Below are 21,667 nucleotides of genomic sequence, written 5' to 3'. Positions count from 1 at the left end.
AGGTGATCTCCACCGCCGACCAGATGCTCTCGTTCGTAACGCAGAATCTGTAATCCAGTCTTTGGGGCGGCCTGAGGTCGCCAGCAACACCGTGAGGTAGGGTCATGAAGCGCTTTGTATCTGTTCTGGCATTGAGTGGGGTCGTCTCGCTCGCGGGCTGCGTCGCCCCGACGCCCAAGCCCAATGACCCTTACTACGCCCCGGTGTTGCCGCGCACACCGTTGCCGGCGGCTGCCAACAACGGCTCGATCTATCAGGCCGGCTTCGAGCAGAACCTGTACAGCGACCGCAAGGCGTTCCGGGTCGGTGACATCATCACCATCACCCTGAACGAGCGCACCCAGGCAAGCAAGAACGCCAACTCGCAGATGGACAAGAACAGCGATAACTCGATCGGCCTGACCTCGTTGTTCGGCTCCAGCCTGACCACCAACAACCCGATTGGTGGCGGTGACCTGAGCCTCAACGCCGGCTACAGCGCCGACCGTTCGACCAAGGGCGACGCCAAGTCCGGGCAGAGCAACAGCCTGACCGGTTCGATCACCGTGACCGTGGCCGACGTGCTGCCCAACGGCATCATCGCCGTGCGTGGCGAGAAGTGGCTGACGCTCAACACCGGTGACGAACTGGTGCGCATCGCCGGCATGGTCCGCGCCGATGACATCGCGACCGACAACACCGTGTCGTCGACCCGTGTCGCCGATGCGCGCATCACCTACTCGGGTACCGGCGCGTTTGCCGATACGAGTCAGCCAGGCTGGTTCGACCGTTTCTTCCTCAGCCCGCTGTTCCCTTTCTAGGTGGCTACGTTGAATCTGAAAAGCCTTATGGTGGCCGCGTTGTTGATGTCTGCGGCGTTCACCGCACACGCCGAGCGGCTGAAAGACATCGCCAGCATTTCCGGCGTGCGCTCCAACCAGTTGATCGGTTACGGCCTGGTGGTCGGGCTTAACGGCACCGGTGACCAGACGACGCAGACCCCGTTCACCCTGCAGACCTTCAACAACATGCTCTCGCAGTTCGGCATCAAGGTGCCGCCGGGATCGGGCAACGTGCAGTTGAAGAACGTCGCGGCGGTGTCGGTGAGTGCCGATCTGCCAGCGTTTGCCAAACCGGGTCAGCAGGTCGACATCACTGTGTCCTCGATCGGTAACTCCAAGAGCCTGCGTGGCGGCACCTTGCTGCTGACGCCGCTCAAGGGTATCGACGGCAACGTCTATGCGATCGCTCAGGGCAACCTCGTGGTTGGCGGTTTCGACGCTGAAGGCCGTGATGGTTCGAAGATCACCGTCAACGTTCCGTCGGCCGGTCGCATCCCTGGCGGTGCGTCGGTGGAACGTGCGGTGCCGAGCGGTTTCAACCAGGGCAACAGCCTGACGCTGAACCTCAACCGCTCCGACTTCACCACCGCCAAGCGTATCGTCGACAAGGTCAACGACATGCTCGGCCCTGGCGTCGCCCAAGCCATCGACGGCGGATCGGTGCGGGTCACCGCGCCGCTGGATCCGAGCCAGCGTGTCGACTACCTGTCGATCCTGGAAAACCTCGAAATCGATCCGGGTCAGGCGGTGGCGAAAGTCATCATCAACTCGCGTACCGGCACCATCGTCATCGGCCAGAACGTGAAAGTGTCGCCAGCCGCCGTGACCCACGGCAGCCTGACCGTGACCATCACCGAAGACCCGATTGTCAGCCAGCCGGGCCCGCTGTCCAACGGCCAGACCGCTGTCGTACCGCGCTCGCGGGTGAATGCCGAACAGGAAGCAAAACCGATGTTCAAGTTCGGCCCGGGCACCACCCTCGACGAGATCGTCCGTGCGGTAAACCAGGTCGGCGCAGCACCGGGTGACCTGATGGCGATTCTTGAAGCTTTGAAGCAGGCCGGCGCATTGCAAGCCGACCTGATCGTGATCTGAGGCCGGCCACCATGGATATGCGCAAAAGCGGTCTGGTCAGCAGCAGCGATTCGGGTTCCTACTCCGACCTCAATCGTCTGAACCAGCTCAAGGTCGGCGACAAGAACAGCGACGAAAACATGCGCAAGGTTGCGCAGGAATTCGAGTCGCTGTTCCTCGGCGAAATGCTCAAGTCGATGCGCTCGGCCACCGAAGCGCTTGGTCAGGACAACCCGCTGAACACGCCGGCGGCCAAGCAGTATCAGGAAATGTACGACCAGCAGTTGGCGGTTTCCATGTCCCGCGAGGGCGGTGGTATCGGCTTGGCCGACGTGCTGATCCGGCAAATGTCGAAGAACAAACCGATGGCGCCGGGCGAGGCTGCGGCTGCGTCCGCCGCCAAGCAGCAGGAAGCGCTGGCCAAGGCCGCCGCCGTGCCGACGCCGATTGCCGCCGGCACCGTCGCCACCGGTCCGCTGTCCCGCGTCAACGGCGAGCGTCCGTTGTGGGCATCGCGCTCGGTGCATGCGCCGAACAACACCGATATTTCCCATCGCAACGACATGGCGCTGATCAACCAGCGGCGTCTGGCATTGCCGCCGAAACTGGCCGATCGCTTGCTCGCTGGTCTGGTGCCGTCGGCGCCGAGCGTGGCCACTGCCAGCACTGCGGCCGCAGCGACCAACGCCTTGCCGCAACGTGCTGCGACTACCGCCGTCACAGGCTCCGGCGCTTTGTACAACGGCGACTGGCTGGCCCGTGCCGAAGAGCAGAAAGCCGCTGGCGGGCAGATGCAGGTCTACGGCCGCGCCATGGCGCAGATTCCGCTGGCACCGGCGAAAAAGGCCTTCAGTTCCGCCGACGAATTCGTCAACACCATGCTGCCGATGGCCAAGGAAGCCGCCGACCGCATCGGCGTCGATCCGCGTTACCTGGTGGCGCAAGCGGCGCTGGAAACCGGTTGGGGCAAATCGGTCATGCGCGCTCAGGATGGCAGCAGCAGCCACAACCTGTTCGGCATCAAGGCGAGCAGCAACTGGAAGGGCGATTCGGCCCGCGCGATCACCAGCGAGTTCCGCAATGGCGCGATGGTCAAGGAGACGGCCGAGTTCCGTTCCTACGCCTCGTACAAGGACAGCTTCCACGATCTGGTGACGTTGCTGCAGAGCAACAATCGCTATCAAGAAGTGCTGAAGTCGGCCGATAACCCAGAACAGTTTGTACGCGAGTTGCAGAAGGCCGGTTACGCCACCGACCCGAACTACGCGACGAAGATTTCGCAAATTGCCAAGCAGATGAACAGTTTTGAAAACTACGCTGCGGCGGGTGTCTCCACCACGCCTTTATAAGGCACCAGGTAATAAGGTCTGAACCATGAGTTTGCTCAATATCGGGATGTCGGGACTGTCGGCCAGCCAGTCCTCTCTGGCTACGACAGGCAACAACATTGCCAACGTCGACACCGCCGGTTATTCACGTCAGCAAACCGTGCAGGGCACCAAGTCCTCGCAGCAGTACGGCAGCGTTTTCATCGGCACGGGCACGACCCTGGCCGACGTGCGCCGGGTGTACAACTCGTACCTGGAATCGCAGCTGCACACCGCGACTTCGCTGGACAGCGAATCGGCCGCGTTCCTCAAGCAGGCGACGCCGCTGGACGCCATGCTGTCGGACACCAACACCGGCCTGACCGGGGTGCTGCAGAAATTCTTCACCTCGATGCAGGGCGTATCGACGTCGGCCACCGATGACACTTCGCGTCAGTCGGTGCTGACCGGCGCGCAGGCGCTGACCAGCCGCTTCAATACCCTGGCCAAGCAGCTCAACGACCAGAACACCACGATCAACGGCAGCCTCGGCGACATGACCGCCCAGGTGAACAAACTCGCCACGGCGATCGCCAATCTCAACCAGAAGATCGGCGAAATCTCCACCAGTGGCGGGGCGCCGAACGACCTGCTCGACAGCCGTAACGAAGCCGTGCGTCAGCTCTCCGAACTGACCGGTGCCCAGGTCGTCGAGCGCGGCACCAGCTTCGACATTTATGTCGGCAGCGGCCAGCCGCTGGTCATCGGCAACACCACCAACAGCCTGAGCATGGTTGCGAGCAAGACCGACCCGTCGCGCATGTCGATCCAGATGGATCGCGGTTCGAGCACCATCGACATCACTTCGGTGATCAGCGGTGGCGAAATCGGCGGTCTGCTGACCTATCGCAAGGAAGTCCTCGACCCGTCGCTCAACGAGCTCGGTCGCGTGGCCCTGGTGATTGCCGATCAGATCAACAGCCAGCAAGCCCAGGGCATCGACAAGAACGGTGACTTCGGCGCGGCGATTTTCAACAACATCAACAGTGCCGCCCTGATCAGTCAGCGCAGCATTGCGAAGGACGGCAACAGCGCCGGTTCGGGCAACCTCGATGTGACCATCAAGGACACCGGCAAGCTGACCACCAGCGATTATCAGGTGACCTTCACCAGCGCCACCGATTACACCGTCAAACGTTCCGACGGCACCGATCTGGGCGCATTCAGCACCACGACCAATCCGCCGCCAGTGATCGACGGTTTCACCCTGGCCTTGAATGGTGGCGCGCTGAGCGCGGGTGACTCATTTAAAGTCACGCCGACCCGCAACGCCGCGGCGAGCATTCAGACGGTCTTGACCGATCCGAAGAAAATCGCTGCGGCAGGTCCGCTGACCGGCGTCGCCAGCGCCAACGGTCTGGGCACTTACACCCAGCCGACGCTCAGCGACAAGATCGACATCTACAACCCGACCGCCCAGGCTGACATGCAGGCGGCGCTGAAGAATTCGACACCAGTGAAACTGGTATTCGGTGCAGCCAGCGGTGGCAGCCAGTCGTACAACCTGGTCGACGCCAAGGGCGCGACCATCGGCACCGGCACCATCGTCCCTGGCCAATCGAACACGCTGAATTTGAAAGTCGGCATCGTCGATGCCAGCGGCAACCCGGTGATGGACACTAACGTCACGCCGAACGTGCAGAAGACCTTCACCGTACAAACCACCGTGGGCGGCACGCCGAAATCCGGCGAGACCTTCACCATGAACCTGACCGGCGCGGCGTCTTCGGACAACCGCAACGCCCAGGCACTGGTCGCATTGCAAACCAAACAGACCGTGGACACCGGTTCGGCTAGCAAGGGCATCAGCCTGACTGACGCCTATAACACCCTGGTGACCAACGTCGGTACCAAGACCGCCCAAGGCAAGTCCGACAGCGCCGCGACCACGGCGATTCTGGAGAACGCCAAGGGTGCCCGCGATTCGCTTTCCGGGGTCAACCTGGACGAAGAAACCGGCAACCTGGTCAAGTACCAGCAGTACTACACAGCGTCTTCGCAGATCATCAAAGCTGCGCAGGAAACTTTCGCCACGCTGATCAACAGCCTTTAAGGAGTCGTAATTCATGCGCATTTCCACCGCCCAGTATTACGGAACGCAAGCTTCGGATTATCAGCGTAACTTCAACAAGGCTGTCGCCACCGCGAGCGAGGCGAGCAGCCTGCAACGCATCAACACTGCCGCCGATGATCCGATCGGTGCCGGGCGTCTGCTGCAGCTGGGCCAGCAGGCAGCGATGCTCGATCAGTACAAGACCAACGTCGATACCACCAAAAGTGCGTTGACCGTGCAGGAGTCCACGCTGGATTCGATCACCACGGCTTTGGCACGGGCCAAGGAACTTGCGCTGGCCGCGAACAACGGCACGATCACCGACAAGGATCGCCAGGCGTACGCCTCGGAACTGGGTGAGATCCAGCAGCAGGTGCTGGGCCTGATGAACGCCAAGGATGCCAACGGCAACTACCTGTTCTCCGGTTCGAAAACCGATACCGCGCCGTACTCGAAGAATTCTGACGGCACGTTCAGCTACAACGGCGACCAGACCACCATCGATCTGGGCATCGGCGACGGCATGACCGTGGGCACCAACACCACCGGTTGGGACGCGTTCCAGCAGACCATCAACACCGGCCGCACCAACACCAAGATGACTGCGCCAGCCGTCGATGACGGCCGTGTCGTGCTGTCCAACGGCACCGTCGGCACTGCCGCCACTTACGACGCCAAGTTCACTGCCGGGCAGCCGTACACCGTCGATTTCGTCAGCAGCACCCAGCTGAAGATCACCGATGCTTTGGGCAACGATGTGACCGCCGAGGCCAGCCAGAACGGCCTGATCAGCAACAGCAGCGGCGCCAATCAGACCGTCAGTTTCCGCGGCGTCGACCTCAAGCTGAACGTCAACCTGAAGGCCGGCGATACCAATCCGGACGCCGTTATCGCAGGGCACAGCTTCCAGCTGTCGGCCTCGCCGGACTCGTTCACCACCACGCGTAATCCGGGTAACCCGTCGACCAGCGTGATCACTGGTTCGACCATCACCGATCAGGCAGCCTACACCGCAGCGTTTCCGCAGGGCGGCGCGGTGCTCAAGTTCACCAGCGCCACCGATTTCGATCTGTATGCCGCGCCAGTGACCGCCGACAGCAAGCCGGTTTCCTCGGGCACGGTTGCCGGTGGTAACGCCACCGCTGCCGGTGTGACATTCGCGCTGGGCAGCGCGCCGGCCGCTGGTGATCAGTTCTCGATCCAGCCGAACAATCATCAGACCCAGAACGTGCTCGACACTCTGGGCCAGATGATCACCGCGCTGAATACGCCAGTCGACGGTGACCCGGTTGCCAAGCAGAAATTGCAGGGCGCGATGGAGGCGGGCCTCGGCAACATCGACGCTGCCGCCAATCAGATCGGCACCGCAGTCACCACCATTGGTGCGCGCGGCCAGGCGCTGGACATGCAGGCCATCACCAACGACAGCCTGACCACGGCGAACAGCACGACCCAGGGTTCGATCCGTGATTCCGATCCGGCTGAAGTCATGACCCGTCTGACCCTGCAACAGACCATGCTGCAAGCCGCGCAACTGGCGTTCAGCAAGATCAGTCAGTTGGGCCTGTTCAACAAGATCTGATGGTTGGCGGGCGCGTGCACGCCCGCCAACGTTGTGCCTCTGTTAATGATTTTTTGCGGTATCAAGGGCTCGTTTTTGCGAGCGGGCTCGTACCGCCTGTGAGCCCGCCGTGAATTCACTTCCTCTCGTCAGCATTGCCATCCCTGCGTTCAATCCGCGCTTTTTCGAGCGCACGCTGAACAGTGCCGTCAGCCAGACTTACAGCAATCTCGACATCGTCGTGTGCGATGACAGTCGTGGTGACGAGATCAAGGACATCGTCAGCCTGGTCATGGAGCAGACCGGGGCCCAAGTGCGCTACGTTCGCAATCCACAGACGCTGGGGCTGGTGGGCAACCTGAAAGCCTGCCTCGAACAGGCGCGCGGCGAGTTCATCAAATTCCTGTGTGACGATGACCTGCTGTATTCGGCCTGTATCGAACAGCAAGCCCATGAGTTACAGCGCGAAGAAGTCAGTCTGGTGATCGCTCAGCGGCTGCTGTGGGACGCCAACGACATCATTCTGCCGGCCCGTTTGGAAAACAGCTCGCTATCACCTGTGAGCGCTTTGCTCAAAGGCGACGATGTCCTCAGTATCTTCGAAAAATTTCCGGTCAACGTACTCGGCGGCTTCAGCAGTGCGTTGTTCCGGCGTGCCGATGTCGCCGAACTGTTGCCCGCTCTGACTGAAGCAGGTGCATGCTTCGTCGCGACCCTGGATTTTGCCTTGTACGTGTGTCTGTTGCGGCGCGGCAACATGGTGACGTCGAACAATGTCCTGAGCGCCGAGCGACTTTACCCTGAGCGCCTGAGCGCGCAGCAACCGATGAAGGATGCTGCCGAGGTTGAGCGCGAGTGGCTTTCGCAAATGCTCAAAGTGCGCAGCGGCGAGTCGGCGCCCGCAAAGGGCTGGGTTCGCTACGTGCGACTGACGAGCGCCGACGAGTCGCCTCGCGTTTGGGAAGAACTGCCGCTGAGCCGTACCCTTGGCACCAAGCAAAGCCGCCAGGAGCTGGGTGTGGGTGTCGACAGCTTCAGTTTCGGCGAGCTCTATGCGCAGTGGCTGGCGTGTCGGGTGCTGACCGAGACGCAGCGCCAATGGTTGCCGGAAACGCTTGCTGGCTGGCCGCAGCAGCCGAGGATCGTGCCGATCGTCATCGATGCGCAGGGTAGCCGCGACGGTCTCGAGCGCACCCTGCAAGCGCTCGCTGCACAGGACTATCCACCGGAGCTGGTGCTGGTACTGTCCGTAGCCTGTACCGAAGCAGTGTTGCAGGATCGCGTGTTCCACATGCCGTTGCAGGATGACGGTCTCGAGCAGATCAATACGCTGTTGCCACAACTCGAAGGCGCCGACTGGTTCTATCTGCTGCAGCCGGGAGATCGCCCGGTGGCACCGGCATTGCTGGTGATGGCCGATCGCATCGCGCATTCGCGGTCGCTGACGTGTCTGTACAGTGATGAAGGCAGCGTGCGCGCCGGCGAATCGGCGGAACCGGCGTTCAAACCGGACTTCAACCTCGACCTCATGCGCAGTTATCCATACGTCGGCCGAGCGCTGGCATTCCAGCGCGAACGCTTCCTCGCCCTCGGTGGATTTGCGCCAACGTTCGCCGAACTGGCGCCACACGACATGCTCTGGCGGATGGTCGAAAGCGATGGCCTGCAGGTTGTCGGTCATATCGCCGAGGTATTGCTGGAGTCGAAATTCGACCTGTCGCAATGGCTCACCGAGCCTGGCGTGGTGGAGCAAAGTCCGCGAATTCTCGAGGCGCATCTGCAGCGCCTCGGCATTGCTCATGAAATCCGCCAGAACGGGCTGCTCAATCGTGTCGACTACCGTCACGCGCAGCGCCCTTTGGTGTCGGTGATCATCGTCACTCAGGACCAGACTGCCGCCTTGCAGCGTTGTGTCGAAACGCTGCTGGAGAAAACCGCCTACACCGAGTACGAATTGCTCCTGGTCGACAACGGCAGCGAAAGCGCCGAAGCGCTGGCGTGGCTGGACGGCATGGCGCAGTTGGGCAGCGACCGGATTCGCGTGCTGCGGTATGCGCAAAAGGGCGATGCCGCCGCTGTGCACAACTTCGCCGCGCGCCAGGCGCGCGGTGAGTACGTGCTGATGCTTAACGCCTTTGCGGTAATCACCCAGGCCGACTGGCTCGATGAGCTCCTCAATCATGCACAACGCCCTGAAGTCGGGGTGGTGGGCGCCAAGCTGTTCAATCCGGACGGTGGCGTGCTGCACGCCGGTCTCATCCTGGGGCTGAATGGGCCGGCGGGACTGCCGTTCTACGGCCAGCCGATGCAGTCGGACGGGTATATGCACCGACTGCAAGCTGTGCATGATCTGAGCGCGGTCGGTGGCGACTGCCTGATGATTCGCAAATCGGTATTCGAAGCGGCCGGCGGTTTTGATGAGCAGGATTTCAAGCAAACGCTCAGTGTCGTGGATCTATGCCTGCGCATTGGCCGCGACGGTTATCTGGTGGTGATGAACCCGCACGCCGTGCTGGCGGTTGGTACGCAGCCAGTTATCGCGGCGACGGAGCAAGAGCAAGCGCAGCACGCCGAGGAGAAGGACACCTTCTATCAACGCTGGCTGCCACTGGTTGCGCGCGACCCGGCCTATAACGTCAACCTGACGTTGCAGGGCGTTGGCGCCAGCAACTTCAGCCTTGAACCGGGCCTGCGTACTGGCTGGAGCGCGTTCTCCAAGGCGCAACTGCCGAACGTGCTCGCGGTTCCGATCAATGCTTCTGCCATCGGTCACTACCGCATGAGTCAGCCAATGATCGAGCTGGAAGCGGCCAACCGGGCGGAGGGACGGGTCTGCTACGGCTTACCGTCGATCATCGATATCGAGCGTCAGTCCCCCGATGTTATCGTCCTGCAAGGGCGCTATTCGGAGCATGCCATTGATGAAATTCCGCCGTTGAAGAAGTTTTTCAATGCCCGACGGATTTTCGAACTCGACGACTATGTCATCGACGTTCCCCATCGCAATGCACACATCCGCAACATGCCGGGCAAGTCGGACATGGAGCGTATGGTGCGCCGAGCGATCGGCCTGTGCGATCGCGTGGTCGTTTCAACCGCGCCGCTGGCCAACGCGCTGTCGGACATGCACCACGATATACGCGTGGTGCCGAACATGTTGGCTCAGGACTTGTGGGGACACCTGCGCAGCCAGCGTCGCACCTCGAAAAAGCCCCGTGTCGGCTGGGGGGGCGGCACCAGTCACCATGGCGATCTGGCAGTGATCGCCGACGTGGTGCGCGAACTGGCCAACGAAGTCGACTGGGTTTTCTTCGGCATGTGCCCGGATGATTTGCTGCCGTACATGCATGAGTTTCACGGAGTGATCCCGCTGGATGTGTATCCGGCAAAACTGGCCAGCCTGAACCTCGATCTGGCGCTGGCACCGCTGGAGTTCCACATCTTCAACGACTGCAAGAGCAATCTGCGGCTGCTCGAGTATGGCGCCTGCGGTTTTCCGGTGGTCTGCACCGATACCGAGGCCTATCGCGGCTACTTGCCGTGCACCCGGGTCAAGACCAACACGACCGATGAGTGGCTGCAAGCGATCCGCATGCATCTGGCTGACCCGGATGCCAGTTATCGCATGGGCGATGAACTGCGTGAGGTGGTGCTGCGAGACTATGTTCTGCGCGGCGATAACTTGCGCCATTGGGAGTATGGCTGGTTAGCGGATTGATCGTTCATCGAGGCGGCCTTTGGGGGGGCTTTTTTTGGGTCTTGGCGGCCTTTGGGCCGACCAGGCTCTTGGGGTTTTGGGTGAATATCCGTTTCTGCGGGTGTTGCGGATTACGGTTCCGCCCTTACGGCGGGTCACCTTTTTCAAACGCCGGAGTGCCGGCCCAGCAAAAAGGTAACCCAAAACGCTTGCTCCTACGTTCGGCCCTCGCAGGCTCGGGTTCCTTCGCTGCGGGACTGATCCGGGCGCAGCGGCTCCGGTTTGCTTCGCTGCACCTCCTTCCGCTGTGTCTGGCTGCGCCAGACGGTCGCTGCGCTCCCACGCCCGGATCAATCCCTCCGCTCAGCCTTCCGACGTCGCCGGTGGATCAAAAGCAAGATCAGAAGCACTCGAGCTTGCGCTCATTGTGTAGGAGCTGCCGAAGGCTGCGATCTTTTGCTTTTGCCTTTCTGTGGGAGCGAGCCTGCTCGCGATGACGGCCTGCCGATCAACCCGCTTCTATCATTTACACGCGATCCAACTGTAGGAGCTGCCGAAGGTTCGGGCCGCGATCGGACGATCTTTTGCTCTGGCTTTTGATCTCTTGCCCCTTCACGCCCTCAGCCCGTCCGTCATTCTGTTGCCACTTCCACCGATGCCTCTATCTGCCATCTCCCAAAACCCGACTGTGAGCTGGCGCGTTTCCTGCAAGTCCCCCTCAAATCGCCATAAAACGAGCGCTTGCGGTCATTGCACTTGCGCCCGGAACGGCAAAAGGTGTCGCCGCAAGGCCCGCAACGCTCAACAAAGCCATGCGCAGCCCGGTGAAGAACAAGAGGGGAGACGATGAAGGCAGTAATTTTGGCGGGTGGTCTCGGCACGCGGATCAGTGAAGAGTCGCACCTCAAGCCCAAGCCGATGATCGAGATCGGCGGCAAGCCAATTCTCTGGCACATCATGAAGCAGTATTCCGCCCACGGGATCCACGACTTCGTCATCTGCCTGGGCTACAAGGGCTATGCGATCAAGGACTTCTTCGCCAACTACTTTCTGCACACCTCCGACGTCACCTTCAACATGCGCGAGAACCGCATGGAGGTGCACCAGAATTACAGCGAGCCGTGGAGCGTCACGCTGGTCGACACCGGCGAAGAAACCATGACCGGTGGCCGGCTCTTGCGCACTGCGCCTTATCTCAAGGACGAGAAAGCCTTTTGTTTTACCTACGGCGACGGCGTCTCGGATATCGATATCGGCGCTCTGATCCGTTTTCATGAAGCGCACGGCAAGCTCGCGACCGTTACGGCCGTACAGCCTCCAGGTCGTTACGGTGCTTTGCAACGCACAGGCCACCAAGTCATGGGTTTCACCGAGAAACCGCGAGGTGACGGCGGCTGGATCAATGGCGGTTTTTTCGTCCTGTCACCACAGGTGCTGCCTTACATCGCCGGCGATGCGACCAGCTGGGAAGCCGAGCCGTTGATGCAACTGGCTGAGTTGGAACAGCTGCATGCCTACGAACATTCCGGCTTTTGGCAGCCGATGGACACCCTGCGTGACAAGAACCATCTCGAAGCGTTGTGGCAGAGCGGGGAGGCCCCATGGAAGCAATGGGCCTGAGTGCGGAGTTCTGGCGTGGCAAGCGCGTCCTGGTCACCGGACACACTGGATTCAAAGGCAGTTGGCTGACCCTGTGGCTGCAAAGCCTTGGTGCGCAAGTCAGCGGTTTTTCTCTGGATCCGTCGACCGAGCCGAGCCTGTTCGAACTGGCGCGCGTGCACGAAGGCATCAATGATCAACGCGGCGATCTGCGCGACCTAGGCGCCTTGCTCGAAATCATTGCCGAGACCGAACCGGAGATCGTTCTGCATCTGGCGGCGCAGCCGTTGGTGCGCGAAGGCTATCGCGATCCGCTCGGCACCTATTCAAGCAATGTCATGGGTACGCTGAACCTGCTCGAAGCGATTCGTCAGGTCGGCGGCGTGCGCGCCTGCGTGCTGGTCACCACCGACAAGGTCTACGCCAACAAGGAATGGCTGTGGCCGTACCGCGAAGACGAAGCCCTCGGTGGCCACGATCCTTACAGCAGCAGCAAGGCCTGCTGCGAGTTGCTCGCGCAGTCCTACGCCGCGTCGTTCTTCCCGGCGGACAAACATGCCGAACACGGTCTGGCCTTGGCTACCGCACGCGCCGGCAATGTGCTGGGCGGTGGTGATTTTGCGCCAGAGCGACTGATTCCCGACGTACTGAAAGCCTGGACCGCCGACGAGCCAGTGACCCTGCGTTACCCGCAAGCGGTGCGCCCGTGGCAGCACGCGCTGGAGCCGCTGGCCGGTTATCTGCAATTGGCTGCTGCTCTCTACGAGTACGGCCCGGAATACGCCGGTGCGTGGAACTTCGGTCCCGGTGAGGCCGACATGTGCAGTGTCGGTGAAGTGGTCGAACTGCTCGCCAACCGTTGGCCGCAGGCCCGCGGTCTGCGCATCGAACCGAGTGAGCTGCACGAAGCCGGTCTGCTGCGTCTGGACAGCAGCCGCGCGCGACAGGTGCTTGGATGGAAGCCGCGCTGGACGCTGGAACAATGCCTGACGCACACCCTTGGCTGGCATCTGGCGTGGCAACACGGCGATGACATGCGCGCCGTTACCTTGAACCAATTGAATCTGTACAGAGAGCGTTCATGAGCGATTACACCTTGCAGAAAACGCCATTGGAGGGCCTGTACCTCATCCAGCAGAAAGTCTTCTGCGATGAGCGCGGGCGGTTCGCCCGGCTGTTCTGCCAGAGTCGTCTGACCGTCCAGGGGCGTCCTTTTGCGATCCGCCAGATCAATCATTCGCGCACGGTCGGCCAAGGTAGCGTACGCGGTCTGCATTTTCAGAAAGCCGGCTATGCCGAATCCAAGCTGATCACTTGTGTGCGCGGCGCGGTCTGGGATGTGGCGGTCGACCTGCGGCCGCAATCGCCAACGTATTTGCAGTGGCATGCGCAAGAACTGTGCGCCGATGATGGCCTCAGTTTTTTGATTCCTGCCGGTTTTGCCCACGGCTTCCAGTCACTGACCGATGAATCGGAAGTGCTGTACCTCACCGATGCCGATTACGCACCGGAGCATGAAGCGGGTTTGTCGGCCCTTGATCCGGCACTGGCGATCTCATGGCCGCTGCCCGTCAAGAATTTGTCAGCCAAGGATTCCAGGCATCCGCTGCTCGACAAACAGTTTCAGGGAGTCGAGCTTTGACGGCGACCACCTCCACTGTGCTGGTCACTGGCGCCACCGGCTTCGTCGGTCGCCACTTGGTCAGCGCTTTGCTCTCCAAAGGCTTCAAAGTGCGTGCGGTTGCGCGCACCCTCGACTCGGCTCGCAGTTTGCCGTGGTTCGCGCAGGTGGAATTTGTCGGCGCCGATCTGCATGCGCCAGACCTTGATGTCGAGCGCTTGGTTGATGGCGTGGATGTCGTCGCGCATCTGGCCTGGAGCGGCTTGCCTAACTATCAGGCGCTGTTTCATTTCGAACGCAACCTGCCGGCCGATTACGCGTTTCTCAAGCGTGCGGTCGTGGCAGGGGTGAGCCAGGTGCTGGTCACCGGGACTTGCTTTGAATACGGCTTGCAAAGCGGCCCGTTGGCCGAGTCGGTCTTGCCCCAGCCTTGCACGCCTTACGGTCTGGCCAAGCACACCTTGCGCCTGTTCCTTCAAGCATTGCAGCGCGAGCAGGCGTTCACCCTGCAATGGGCGCGGTTGTTTTACCTTTATGGCGAAGGGCAGAACAGCAACAGCCTGCTGGCCAGCCTCGACCGCGCCATCGATGGTGGTGAGGCGCAGTTCAATATGTCGATGGGCGACCAGCTGCGTGATTATCTGCAGATTACCGAGGCGGCCGCGCAATTGGCTTCGCTGATCGGCCGGCCTGATGTCGACGGCGTCACCAACTGCTGCAGCGGCCAGCCGATTTCCGTACGCGCGCTGGTTGAACAGCGTGTCCGCGAACGCCAGTCGACGATCAAGTTGAATCTGGGCCATTACGGTTATTCCGCCCATGAGCCCATGGCGTTCTGGGGTGATGCTCAGCGAATCTCGCAATTGAAGGGGCAAGAACATGCTGCATGAGCTTTATCGCGCGACCGGACTGCCGGTATTGCAGAACCGCACGTTTGCCAGCGCCGAAGAGGCGCGGGCCTCAGGGGCGGCAGACATTGTTCTGGTACAGGACAGCCAAAGCGGATTGATCTTCAACCAGGCCTTCGATGCCGACAAGCTGAGCTATGACGCCGACTATCAGAACGAACAGGCGCACTCGGTGCAGTTTCAGGCGCACCTCAATGCCGTCGAAGCGATCCTCGCCCGGCACTTCAAGGGCCAGACCCTGATTGAGGTCGGCTGCGGCAAAGGTTATTTCCTTGAGATGCTGCGGGGCAAAGGTTACGCCATTACCGGGATCGACCCTTCGTATGAAGGTGACAATCCTGACGTGATCAAGGCACCGTTCACCCGCGAGCTGGGGTTGGCGGCGGACGCAATTGTGTTGCGCCATGTGCTGGAGCACATCAGCGATCCGTTGGCATTTCTCGCGCAAATGGCTGCAGCCAATCAGGGCGGTCAGATTTATATCGAAGTGCCGTGCTTTGACTGGATCGTCGAGCACAATGCCTGGTTCGACGTGTTCTATGAGCACGTCAATTACTTCCGTCTCGCCGACTTGCGCGCAATGTTCGGCACCGTGCTCGAGGCCGGGCATCTGTTCGGTGGCCAATATCTGTACATCGTTGCCGATCTCTCGACGCTGCAACGGGCGCCGGTCGAGACGCCGTCGTTGCTGACGCTGTCGACCACCTTCACCGCCAGTCTTGATCGCGCGGTGCAGATCATTCAATCCGCGCCCGCACAGGGCTCGGCCATTTGGGGCGCTTCGTCCAAGGGCGTGATTTATTCATTGGCCTTGCAGCGCGCCGGCGTGGCGGTAGATCGCGTCGTCGACATCAACCCGGCCAAGCAGGGCCGTTACCTGCCGCTCAGTGGCGTGCGGGTGTCCTCGCCGCAAGAGGCCATGGATGCGCTGCCTGCAGGCGCCCATCTGTTTGTGATGAATTCCAACTACCTCGAAGAAATCAAGCGGATGACTGGCGCACGCTACGTCTATCACGCCGTCGACAGCGCTTCGTTTCAGTGACCCTTGAGATTATTAAGATGACCGAAAACAACATCCACAAAGCCTTCGAAGCCGAATGCCAACAAGAGATCGCGCGCCAGGGTGACGACCAGAAAGTGGTAGCACTGGCCCGGGATTTCTTCAACGAATCGGCCCGCCATAAATACAGCTACCACTTCTCGTGGATGGGCCGTCCGATCATCCAGTTGCCGCAAGACATGATGGCCATGCAAGAGATCATCTGGCAGGTCAAACCGGACCTGGTGATCGAATGCGGCATCGCTCACGGCGGTTCGATCATCTATTACGCCTCGCTGTTGGAGCTGCAGGGCCACGGCGAAGTGCTGGGCATCGACCTCGACATTCGCCCGCACAACCGTGAGGCCATCGAAAGCCACCCGATGGCCAAGCGCATCCAGATGATCGAAGGTTCGAGTATCGATGAGGCGACCGCGCAGAAAGTCCGTGCGATTGCCGAGGGCAAGAAAGTGATTCTGGTCCTCGATTCCAACCATACCCACGACCACGTACTCGAGGAGCTGCGCTTGTACGCGCCGCTGGTTTCGGTGGGCAGCTACTGCGTGGTGATGGACACCGTGGTTGAAGACATGCCGGCGGACTTTTTTCCGGATCGCCCGTGGGGTCATGGCGATAACCCGAAAACCGCCGTGTGGAAATACCTGGAAGAGAACAAGGATTTCGAGATCGATCGGCAGATGCAGAACAAACTGCTGATCACCGTGGCGCCGGACGGTTATCTGCGCCGCGTTCGTTAATTCGCAACATTACCCAGCGTTGTTTCGGCGAGTCGCCGGTTGTGGAGAGAAGTTATGCAAGGCAAGTACAGTTCTGAACTGACGCTACCGCTCAACGAGTTGTTGACGGTGGTGCTGATTACTCACAACCGGCCGGCGTTCCTGCGCCGTGCGGTGAAGTATTACAGCAGCTTGCCCTGCCGAATCATGGTGCTGGATTCCACGCCGGAACGTCCGGAAGGCGATTTCTCCGCCGTCGATTATCATCATGTACCGCAATTCGCCTACTGGGGGATGCAGGCCAAACTGGCCTATGGCGTCGAGCAACTGAGCACGCCATACATGGTGCTGGCGGCGGATGACGATTTCATTGTGTTCGATTCGCTCTGCGAGTCTGTCGGCTTTCTTCAGGCCAATCGTGACTATGGCATGTGCCACGGCTATTGCCTGATGTACCTGGCGAAGGCCGATGGCGTGAACTACTACCGCCGGGACAAGAAGGTTCAGGAAGACTATTCGTCCGAGCGGGCGCAGGATCGCGTCATTGACTACATGAGTCAGTACATCCCGCCGTTCTACGCGGTGACCCGTACCGACCTGGTGAAAACCTGGCACTCGTCATTGCCGCCGGGGACCAATTTCCAATGGCAGGAAATCGGGCACGTGTATTTCCTGCTGGCGAGCGCCAAGGCACGGATCCTGCCGATTCCCTATGTGGTGCGCGAGATCAACTACTGCGTTTCCGAACACAATACCGACGTGTATCACTCGCTGACCTATGTTGATGGCAAGTCGGTCGCCGAACGAGAGGCGTTTGCCCAATTCCTCGTCTCGCTGCCGACCGGTATCCAGAACCTCGATGCAGGGCAGGCCAAGGCATTTGTTCTGGAGAGCTTTGCGGCGATGGCCGAGAGTCTGGCGGTCCGCCGGGCGCTGACTGCCGAGTTGATTTTCGAGTCGACCTGGAATCAGCAATTGCGGCGGCCTGATCGGCGTTTCGGCCCACTGCAGTACGTTGAGATGCCGTTCTACAACCAGACGTTTTTCGATCTTCTGGAACAGTTTGAATTCATGATGCACACCCTGCCGGCGGGTCGCCTTCAGTTGGAAGGGCTGGAAGGTGTATGGACGCGTCAGGCGCATCTGCTCCAGGCGCGCAATAACGATACGCCGGAGAGCGTGGTCGACCGGTTGTGGCAGGCGCATGATCTGAATGCGTTCAACCAGGTGGTTACCAAGCGTCTGGCCGCGCAGCTGCACGTGCTCGGTGACGAGACGGCGGCGCAAGCCATGCATGAATGGGTCGCCCGCCTCGAGGCGCTGACGGTCGACGATCATCAGGTCACGTTCGACAAGATGCAATCGGGACGTTTGTTGAATTGGCTGGCTGCACGTGCGCCTGCCATCGAGCAGCTCGAGTCGATCAGCCAACACGTGGCTGCCGAAGGTGGTGGTCAGCAGTTCGGTATCTTCCTGCTTGATCTGGACAACGACATCGACAAGTTGCAGGTGTCGCTCGACAGCCTGGTCGAGGGGTACTGCAAAGCGTTCAGGATTGTCGTGTTCACCACTGGTGAAGCACCGGCAGCGACCACTGCGCAGAACACCCTGCACTTTGTCCGTGTCACGCCCGGCAATCTCGTCGACAAACTCAACCAGAGCGCTCAGCAGTCGCCAAGCGACTGGTTGATGTTGGCTCAGGCCGGTGATGAGTTCACCGCTAGCGGCCTGTTGCGCGCCAGCCTTGAACTGATGGGTGCCGAGAGTGTGCGTGCGGTCGCCACCGATGAAATCCAGCGCAAGCAAAACGGCGCACTGGTCGACGTATTCCGTCCCGGTTTCAACCTGGATCTGCTGCAAAGCGTGCCGTCGCTGATGGCGCGGCATTGGTTGATCCGTCGCCAGGTGCTGCTTGACGCTGGCGGTTATCAGGCCGACTTCAGCAAGGCGCTGGAATTCGATCTGTTGCTGCGCATCATCGAACAGGGCGGACTTGACGGTCTCGCGCATCTCGACGAGCCGCTGCTGATCACCGAGCAGGCGCCTCTGGAAGAAAACGCCCACGAGCGTCAGGCGTTGCTGCGTCACTTGGGCAATCGCGGCTACAAGGCCAAAGTCACTTCGGCGGCGCCGGGCACCTGGCAGATCGATTATCGCCACACTGAGCAGCCACTGGTTTCGATCATTGTGCCGGTCATCGATGATTTGCCGGCACTGCGCCGCTGCCTGGAGGGCGTGCTGCTCAAAACCCGTTACAGCCGCTACGAAGTGCTGCTGGCAGCCAACGGCAAGCAGTCGGCAGCGGTCAACGATTGGCTGGGAACGCTGCGCCACGCCAAGGTCAACGTGTTGCGTGCCGACCAACCGCTGAGCGAAGTCGCCTTGTTCAACGCCGCCAGCGAACAGGCGCAGGGTGAATACCTGGTGCTGCTGGCCGCGGACAGCGAAGTGGTCAACCCGAACTGGATCGATTCGCTGCTCAACCATGCCCAGCGTCCTGAGGTCGGCATCGTCGGCGCCAAACTCGTCGATCGCGATGGCAAAGTTGCCAATGCCGGTCTGATTCTTGGTCTGAACGAAGGCGTGGGTTCGCCTTTCATCGGCGAGCAACACAAGGCCGAGGGCTACATGCAGCGGCTGGTTGTCGAGCAGAATTATTCGGCCGTCTCCAGGGTATGCCTGATGGTTGGCAAAGAGCTGTTCAATGCCCTTGGCGGCCTCGACGAAGCGACCTTCGCTGACGGCTATGCCGATGTCGATCTGTGCCTGAAGGCCGGTCAGGCCGGTTACCTCACCATGTGGACGCCACTGGTGCAGGTGCTGCACACCGGCGAGCTGCCACAGGCGCCAGCGGCATTGGCGGCATTGCGTGAAAAATGGCCCGACGCCTTTGCCCAGGATCCGGCGTACAACGCCAACCTGGCCTTGAGTGGTAAAGGTTTCACTCTGGGCGAAAACGCCTCGATCAATTGGGCGCAGTTGCTCGCCTGAGCAGGCCGACAGGAACTACAACATGTTCAACGGACAATCGATTTTCATCTCCGGCGGCACCGGCTCGTTCGGGCGCAACTTCATCCGTCGCTTGCTGGAGCAATACCAGCCCAAGCGCGTGGTGGTGTTCTCCCGCGACGAGCTCAAGCAATACGAAATGCAGCAGACGTTCAATGCACCGTGCATGCGTTATTTCATCGGCGACGTGCGTGACGCCGAGCGCTTGCGTCAGGCGATGCGCGGCATCGATTACGTCGTGCATGCCGCCGCGTTGAAGCAGGTGCCGGCGGCGGAGTACAACCCCACCGAATGCATTCGCACCAACGTCAACGGCGCAGAAAACATCATCGCTGCGGCGATCGATAACGGCGTAAAGAAAGTCGTCGCGCTGTCCACCGACAAGGCGGCCAGCCCGATCAATCTGTACGGCGCGACCAAGCTGCTTTCGGACAAATTGTTCGTCGCCGCCAACAACATTGCCGGCGAGCAGCAGACCCGTTTTGCCGTGGTGCGCTACGGCAACGTCGCCGGTTCGCGCGGCTCTGTAGTGCCGTTTTTCAGCAAGCTGATTGCAGACGGTGCGCAAGAATTGCCGATCACCGACGAGCGCATGACGCGGTTCTGGATCACTCTCGACCACGGCGTGCAGTTCGTCCTCGACAGCTTCGCGCGCATGCACGGCGGCGAAGTGTTCGTGCCGAAGATCCCGTCGATCCGCATCGTCGATCTGGCGCGCGGCATGGCCGAGCATCTGCCACACAAGAACGTCGGCATTCGTCCCGGCGAGAAGCTGCACGAACTGATGGTGCCGCTGGACGATGCGCGCATGACCCTTGAGTTTGAAGACCATTACACGATTCAGCCGTCGATTCGTTTTACCAGCGTCGACGTCGATTTCGCCGTCGATAAACTCGGTGAACGTGGCCGTGCGGTGGGCGAGGATTTCGAGTATCGCTCGGACACCAACCCGCATTTCCTTTCAGTGGGGCAGATCGCCGATCTGCACGCGAAGCTGTCGGTATGATTCCTTACGGTCGGCAGAGCCTTGATCAGGCGGACATCGATGCGGTGGTCGAGGTGCTGCAATCGGACTGGCTGACCCAAGGACCGACCATCGAGCGCTTCGAGCAGGCGATGGCCGCGCGTTGCCAGGCCGATTTCGCCGTGGCGGTTTGCAACGCCACCGCGGCGCTGCACATTGCTTGTCTGGCCGCTGACCTGGGGCCGGGCGATCGCTTGTGGACCACGCCAAATACGTTTCTGGCCTCGGCCAATTGCGGGCGCTATTGCGGCGCAGAGGTTGATTTCGTCGACATCGATTCGCTGACCTGGAACCTCGATGCGTTCGCGCTTGAAGCGAAGCTCGAACAGGCCGAGCGCGACGGCACGTTGCCCAAAGTCCTCGTCGCCGTCGCGTTCTCCGGGCAGAGCTGCGATATGCGGCGCATCGCCGAACTGGCGGAGCGCTACCACTTCACCGTGATCGAAGACGCCTCGCACGCGGTGGGCGCGAGCTACGCCGGACGCCCGGTCGGTTGTGGCGAATTTGCGGCAATGACGGTGTTCAGTTTTCACCCGGTGAAAATCATCACCAGCGCCGAAGGCGGCATGGTCCTGACCAATCGCCCGGCGCTGGCCGAACGTCTGCGACGCCTGCGCAGCCACGGCATGACCCGCGATCCCGAGCACATGACCGAGCCGAGCCACGGGGCGTGGTATTACCAGCAGATCGAGCTGGGTTTCAATTACCGGATCACCGATCTGCAAGCGGCGCTGGGTCTGTCGCAACTGCGCAAACTTGATGAGTTTGTCGCACGTCGCCGGGAACTGGCCGCACGTTACGATCAGTTGCTTGCCTACCTGCCGCTGACCTTGCCGAGCGCGCAGCCCGAGGCCGAATCAGCGTGGCATTTGTACGTGGTGCGCGTGCAGACCGAGCGCTGCAACCTCAGTCATCGTCAGGTGTTCGAAGGTTTGCGCGCCGCCGGCATCGGCGTGAATCTGCACTATATTCCGCTGCATCTGCAGCCTTACTATCGCGAGCTGGGCTTTGCCGAGGGCGATTTCCCCGAGGCCGAGCGCTATTACGCCGAGGCGATCAGCCTGCCGCTGTTCCCCTTGCTGACTGATGAGCAGCAGGATCATGTAGTCGAGCAACTGCGCCGACTGACCGAACGATGACCGCTGCGGCGGTAGACG

At 60.9% G+C, this 21,667-nt stretch carries 15 protein-coding genes; all 15 read left to right on the top strand.

What is annotated here, in order from left to right; translation table 11 throughout:
- The first annotated feature begins 104 nt into the window (after window positions 1-104).
- Complete coding sequence (gene flgH / locus D8U60_RS24715) at window positions 105-800, top strand: flagellar basal body L-ring protein FlgH (RefSeq protein WP_016771110.1); 696 nt, start codon at window positions 105-107, stop codon at window positions 798-800.
- Window positions 801-827: 27 nt separating this feature from the next.
- Complete coding sequence (locus D8U60_RS24710) at window positions 828-1,916, top strand: flagellar basal body P-ring protein FlgI (RefSeq protein WP_024012083.1); 1,089 nt, start codon at window positions 828-830, stop codon at window positions 1,914-1,916.
- Window positions 1,917-1,927: 11 nt separating this feature from the next.
- Window positions 1,928-3,244: a flagellar assembly peptidoglycan hydrolase FlgJ gene (gene flgJ, locus D8U60_RS24705; RefSeq protein ID WP_122602227.1), complete on the top strand. Its 1,317-nt coding sequence runs from the start codon at window positions 1,928-1,930 to the stop codon at window positions 3,242-3,244.
- 25 nt (window positions 3,245-3,269) lie between these two features.
- On the top strand, window positions 3,270-5,315 hold the full coding sequence (flgK, locus tag D8U60_RS24700; protein WP_130901157.1) for a flagellar hook-associated protein FlgK: 2,046 nt from the start codon (window positions 3,270-3,272) through the stop codon (window positions 5,313-5,315).
- A gap of 13 nt (window positions 5,316-5,328) precedes the next feature.
- The gene (locus D8U60_RS24695; protein WP_130901156.1) at window positions 5,329-6,897 is read left to right on the top strand and encodes a flagellar hook-associated protein 3; all 1,569 of its coding nucleotides are present in this window, start codon (window positions 5,329-5,331) and stop codon (window positions 6,895-6,897) included.
- A 109-nt stretch (window positions 6,898-7,006) separates the two neighbouring features.
- Window positions 7,007-10,594, top strand: coding sequence for a glycosyltransferase (locus tag D8U60_RS24690; RefSeq protein WP_130901155.1), 3,588 nt, complete (start codon window positions 7,007-7,009; stop codon window positions 10,592-10,594).
- An 825-nt stretch (window positions 10,595-11,419) separates the two neighbouring features.
- On the top strand, window positions 11,420-12,193 hold the full coding sequence (gene rfbF / locus D8U60_RS24685) for a glucose-1-phosphate cytidylyltransferase (RefSeq protein WP_039761130.1): 774 nt from the start codon (window positions 11,420-11,422) through the stop codon (window positions 12,191-12,193).
- Complete coding sequence (gene rfbG / locus D8U60_RS24680; protein WP_122611595.1) at window positions 12,175-13,257, top strand: CDP-glucose 4,6-dehydratase; 1,083 nt, start codon at window positions 12,175-12,177, stop codon at window positions 13,255-13,257. Before rfbF ends, rfbG begins: the two co-directional genes overlap by 19 nt.
- On the top strand, window positions 13,254-13,814 hold the full coding sequence (rfbC, locus tag D8U60_RS24675; RefSeq protein ID WP_130901154.1) for a dTDP-4-dehydrorhamnose 3,5-epimerase: 561 nt from the start codon (window positions 13,254-13,256) through the stop codon (window positions 13,812-13,814). The genes rfbG and rfbC overlap by 4 nt, the downstream gene beginning before the upstream one ends.
- On the top strand, window positions 13,811-14,683 hold the full coding sequence (locus D8U60_RS24670) for an NAD(P)-dependent oxidoreductase (protein ID WP_241663574.1): 873 nt from the start codon (window positions 13,811-13,813) through the stop codon (window positions 14,681-14,683). The genes rfbC and D8U60_RS24670 overlap by 4 nt, the downstream gene beginning before the upstream one ends.
- Window positions 14,673-15,743 (top strand): class I SAM-dependent methyltransferase, encoded by a 1,071-nt coding sequence (locus D8U60_RS24665; RefSeq protein WP_123442858.1) that lies wholly within the window; start codon window positions 14,673-14,675, stop codon window positions 15,741-15,743. Before D8U60_RS24670 ends, D8U60_RS24665 begins: the two co-directional genes overlap by 11 nt.
- Window positions 15,744-15,760: 17 nt before the next feature.
- On the top strand, window positions 15,761-16,498 hold the full coding sequence (locus D8U60_RS24660; RefSeq protein ID WP_039761138.1) for a cephalosporin hydroxylase family protein: 738 nt from the start codon (window positions 15,761-15,763) through the stop codon (window positions 16,496-16,498).
- A gap of 54 nt (window positions 16,499-16,552) precedes the next feature.
- Window positions 16,553-19,468, top strand: a complete 2,916-nt coding sequence (locus D8U60_RS24655; protein ID WP_130901152.1) for a TIGR00180 family glycosyltransferase — start codon at window positions 16,553-16,555, stop codon at window positions 19,466-19,468.
- A gap of 22 nt (window positions 19,469-19,490) precedes the next feature.
- Window positions 19,491-20,492 carry a UDP-N-acetylglucosamine 4,6-dehydratase (inverting) gene (gene pseB / locus D8U60_RS24650; protein WP_130901151.1) on the top strand — a complete coding sequence of 334 codons (1,002 nt, stop codon included), beginning with the start codon at window positions 19,491-19,493 and terminating at the stop codon, window positions 20,490-20,492.
- Entirely contained in the window at window positions 20,489-21,649 is a 1,161-nt protein-coding gene (pseC, locus tag D8U60_RS24645) for a UDP-4-amino-4,6-dideoxy-N-acetyl-beta-L-altrosamine transaminase (protein ID WP_130901150.1), read from the top strand. The genes pseB and pseC overlap by 4 nt, the downstream gene beginning before the upstream one ends.
- The last annotated feature ends 18 nt before the right edge of the window (window positions 21,650-21,667 follow it).

Source organism: Pseudomonas sp. Sample_11 (assembly GCF_004307505.1).
Lineage (GTDB): Bacteria > Pseudomonadota > Gammaproteobacteria > Pseudomonadales > Pseudomonadaceae > Aquipseudomonas > Aquipseudomonas atacamensis.
Note: the sequence above shows the minus strand (reverse complement) of the source record. Positions and strands in the feature narration are given on the sequence as shown.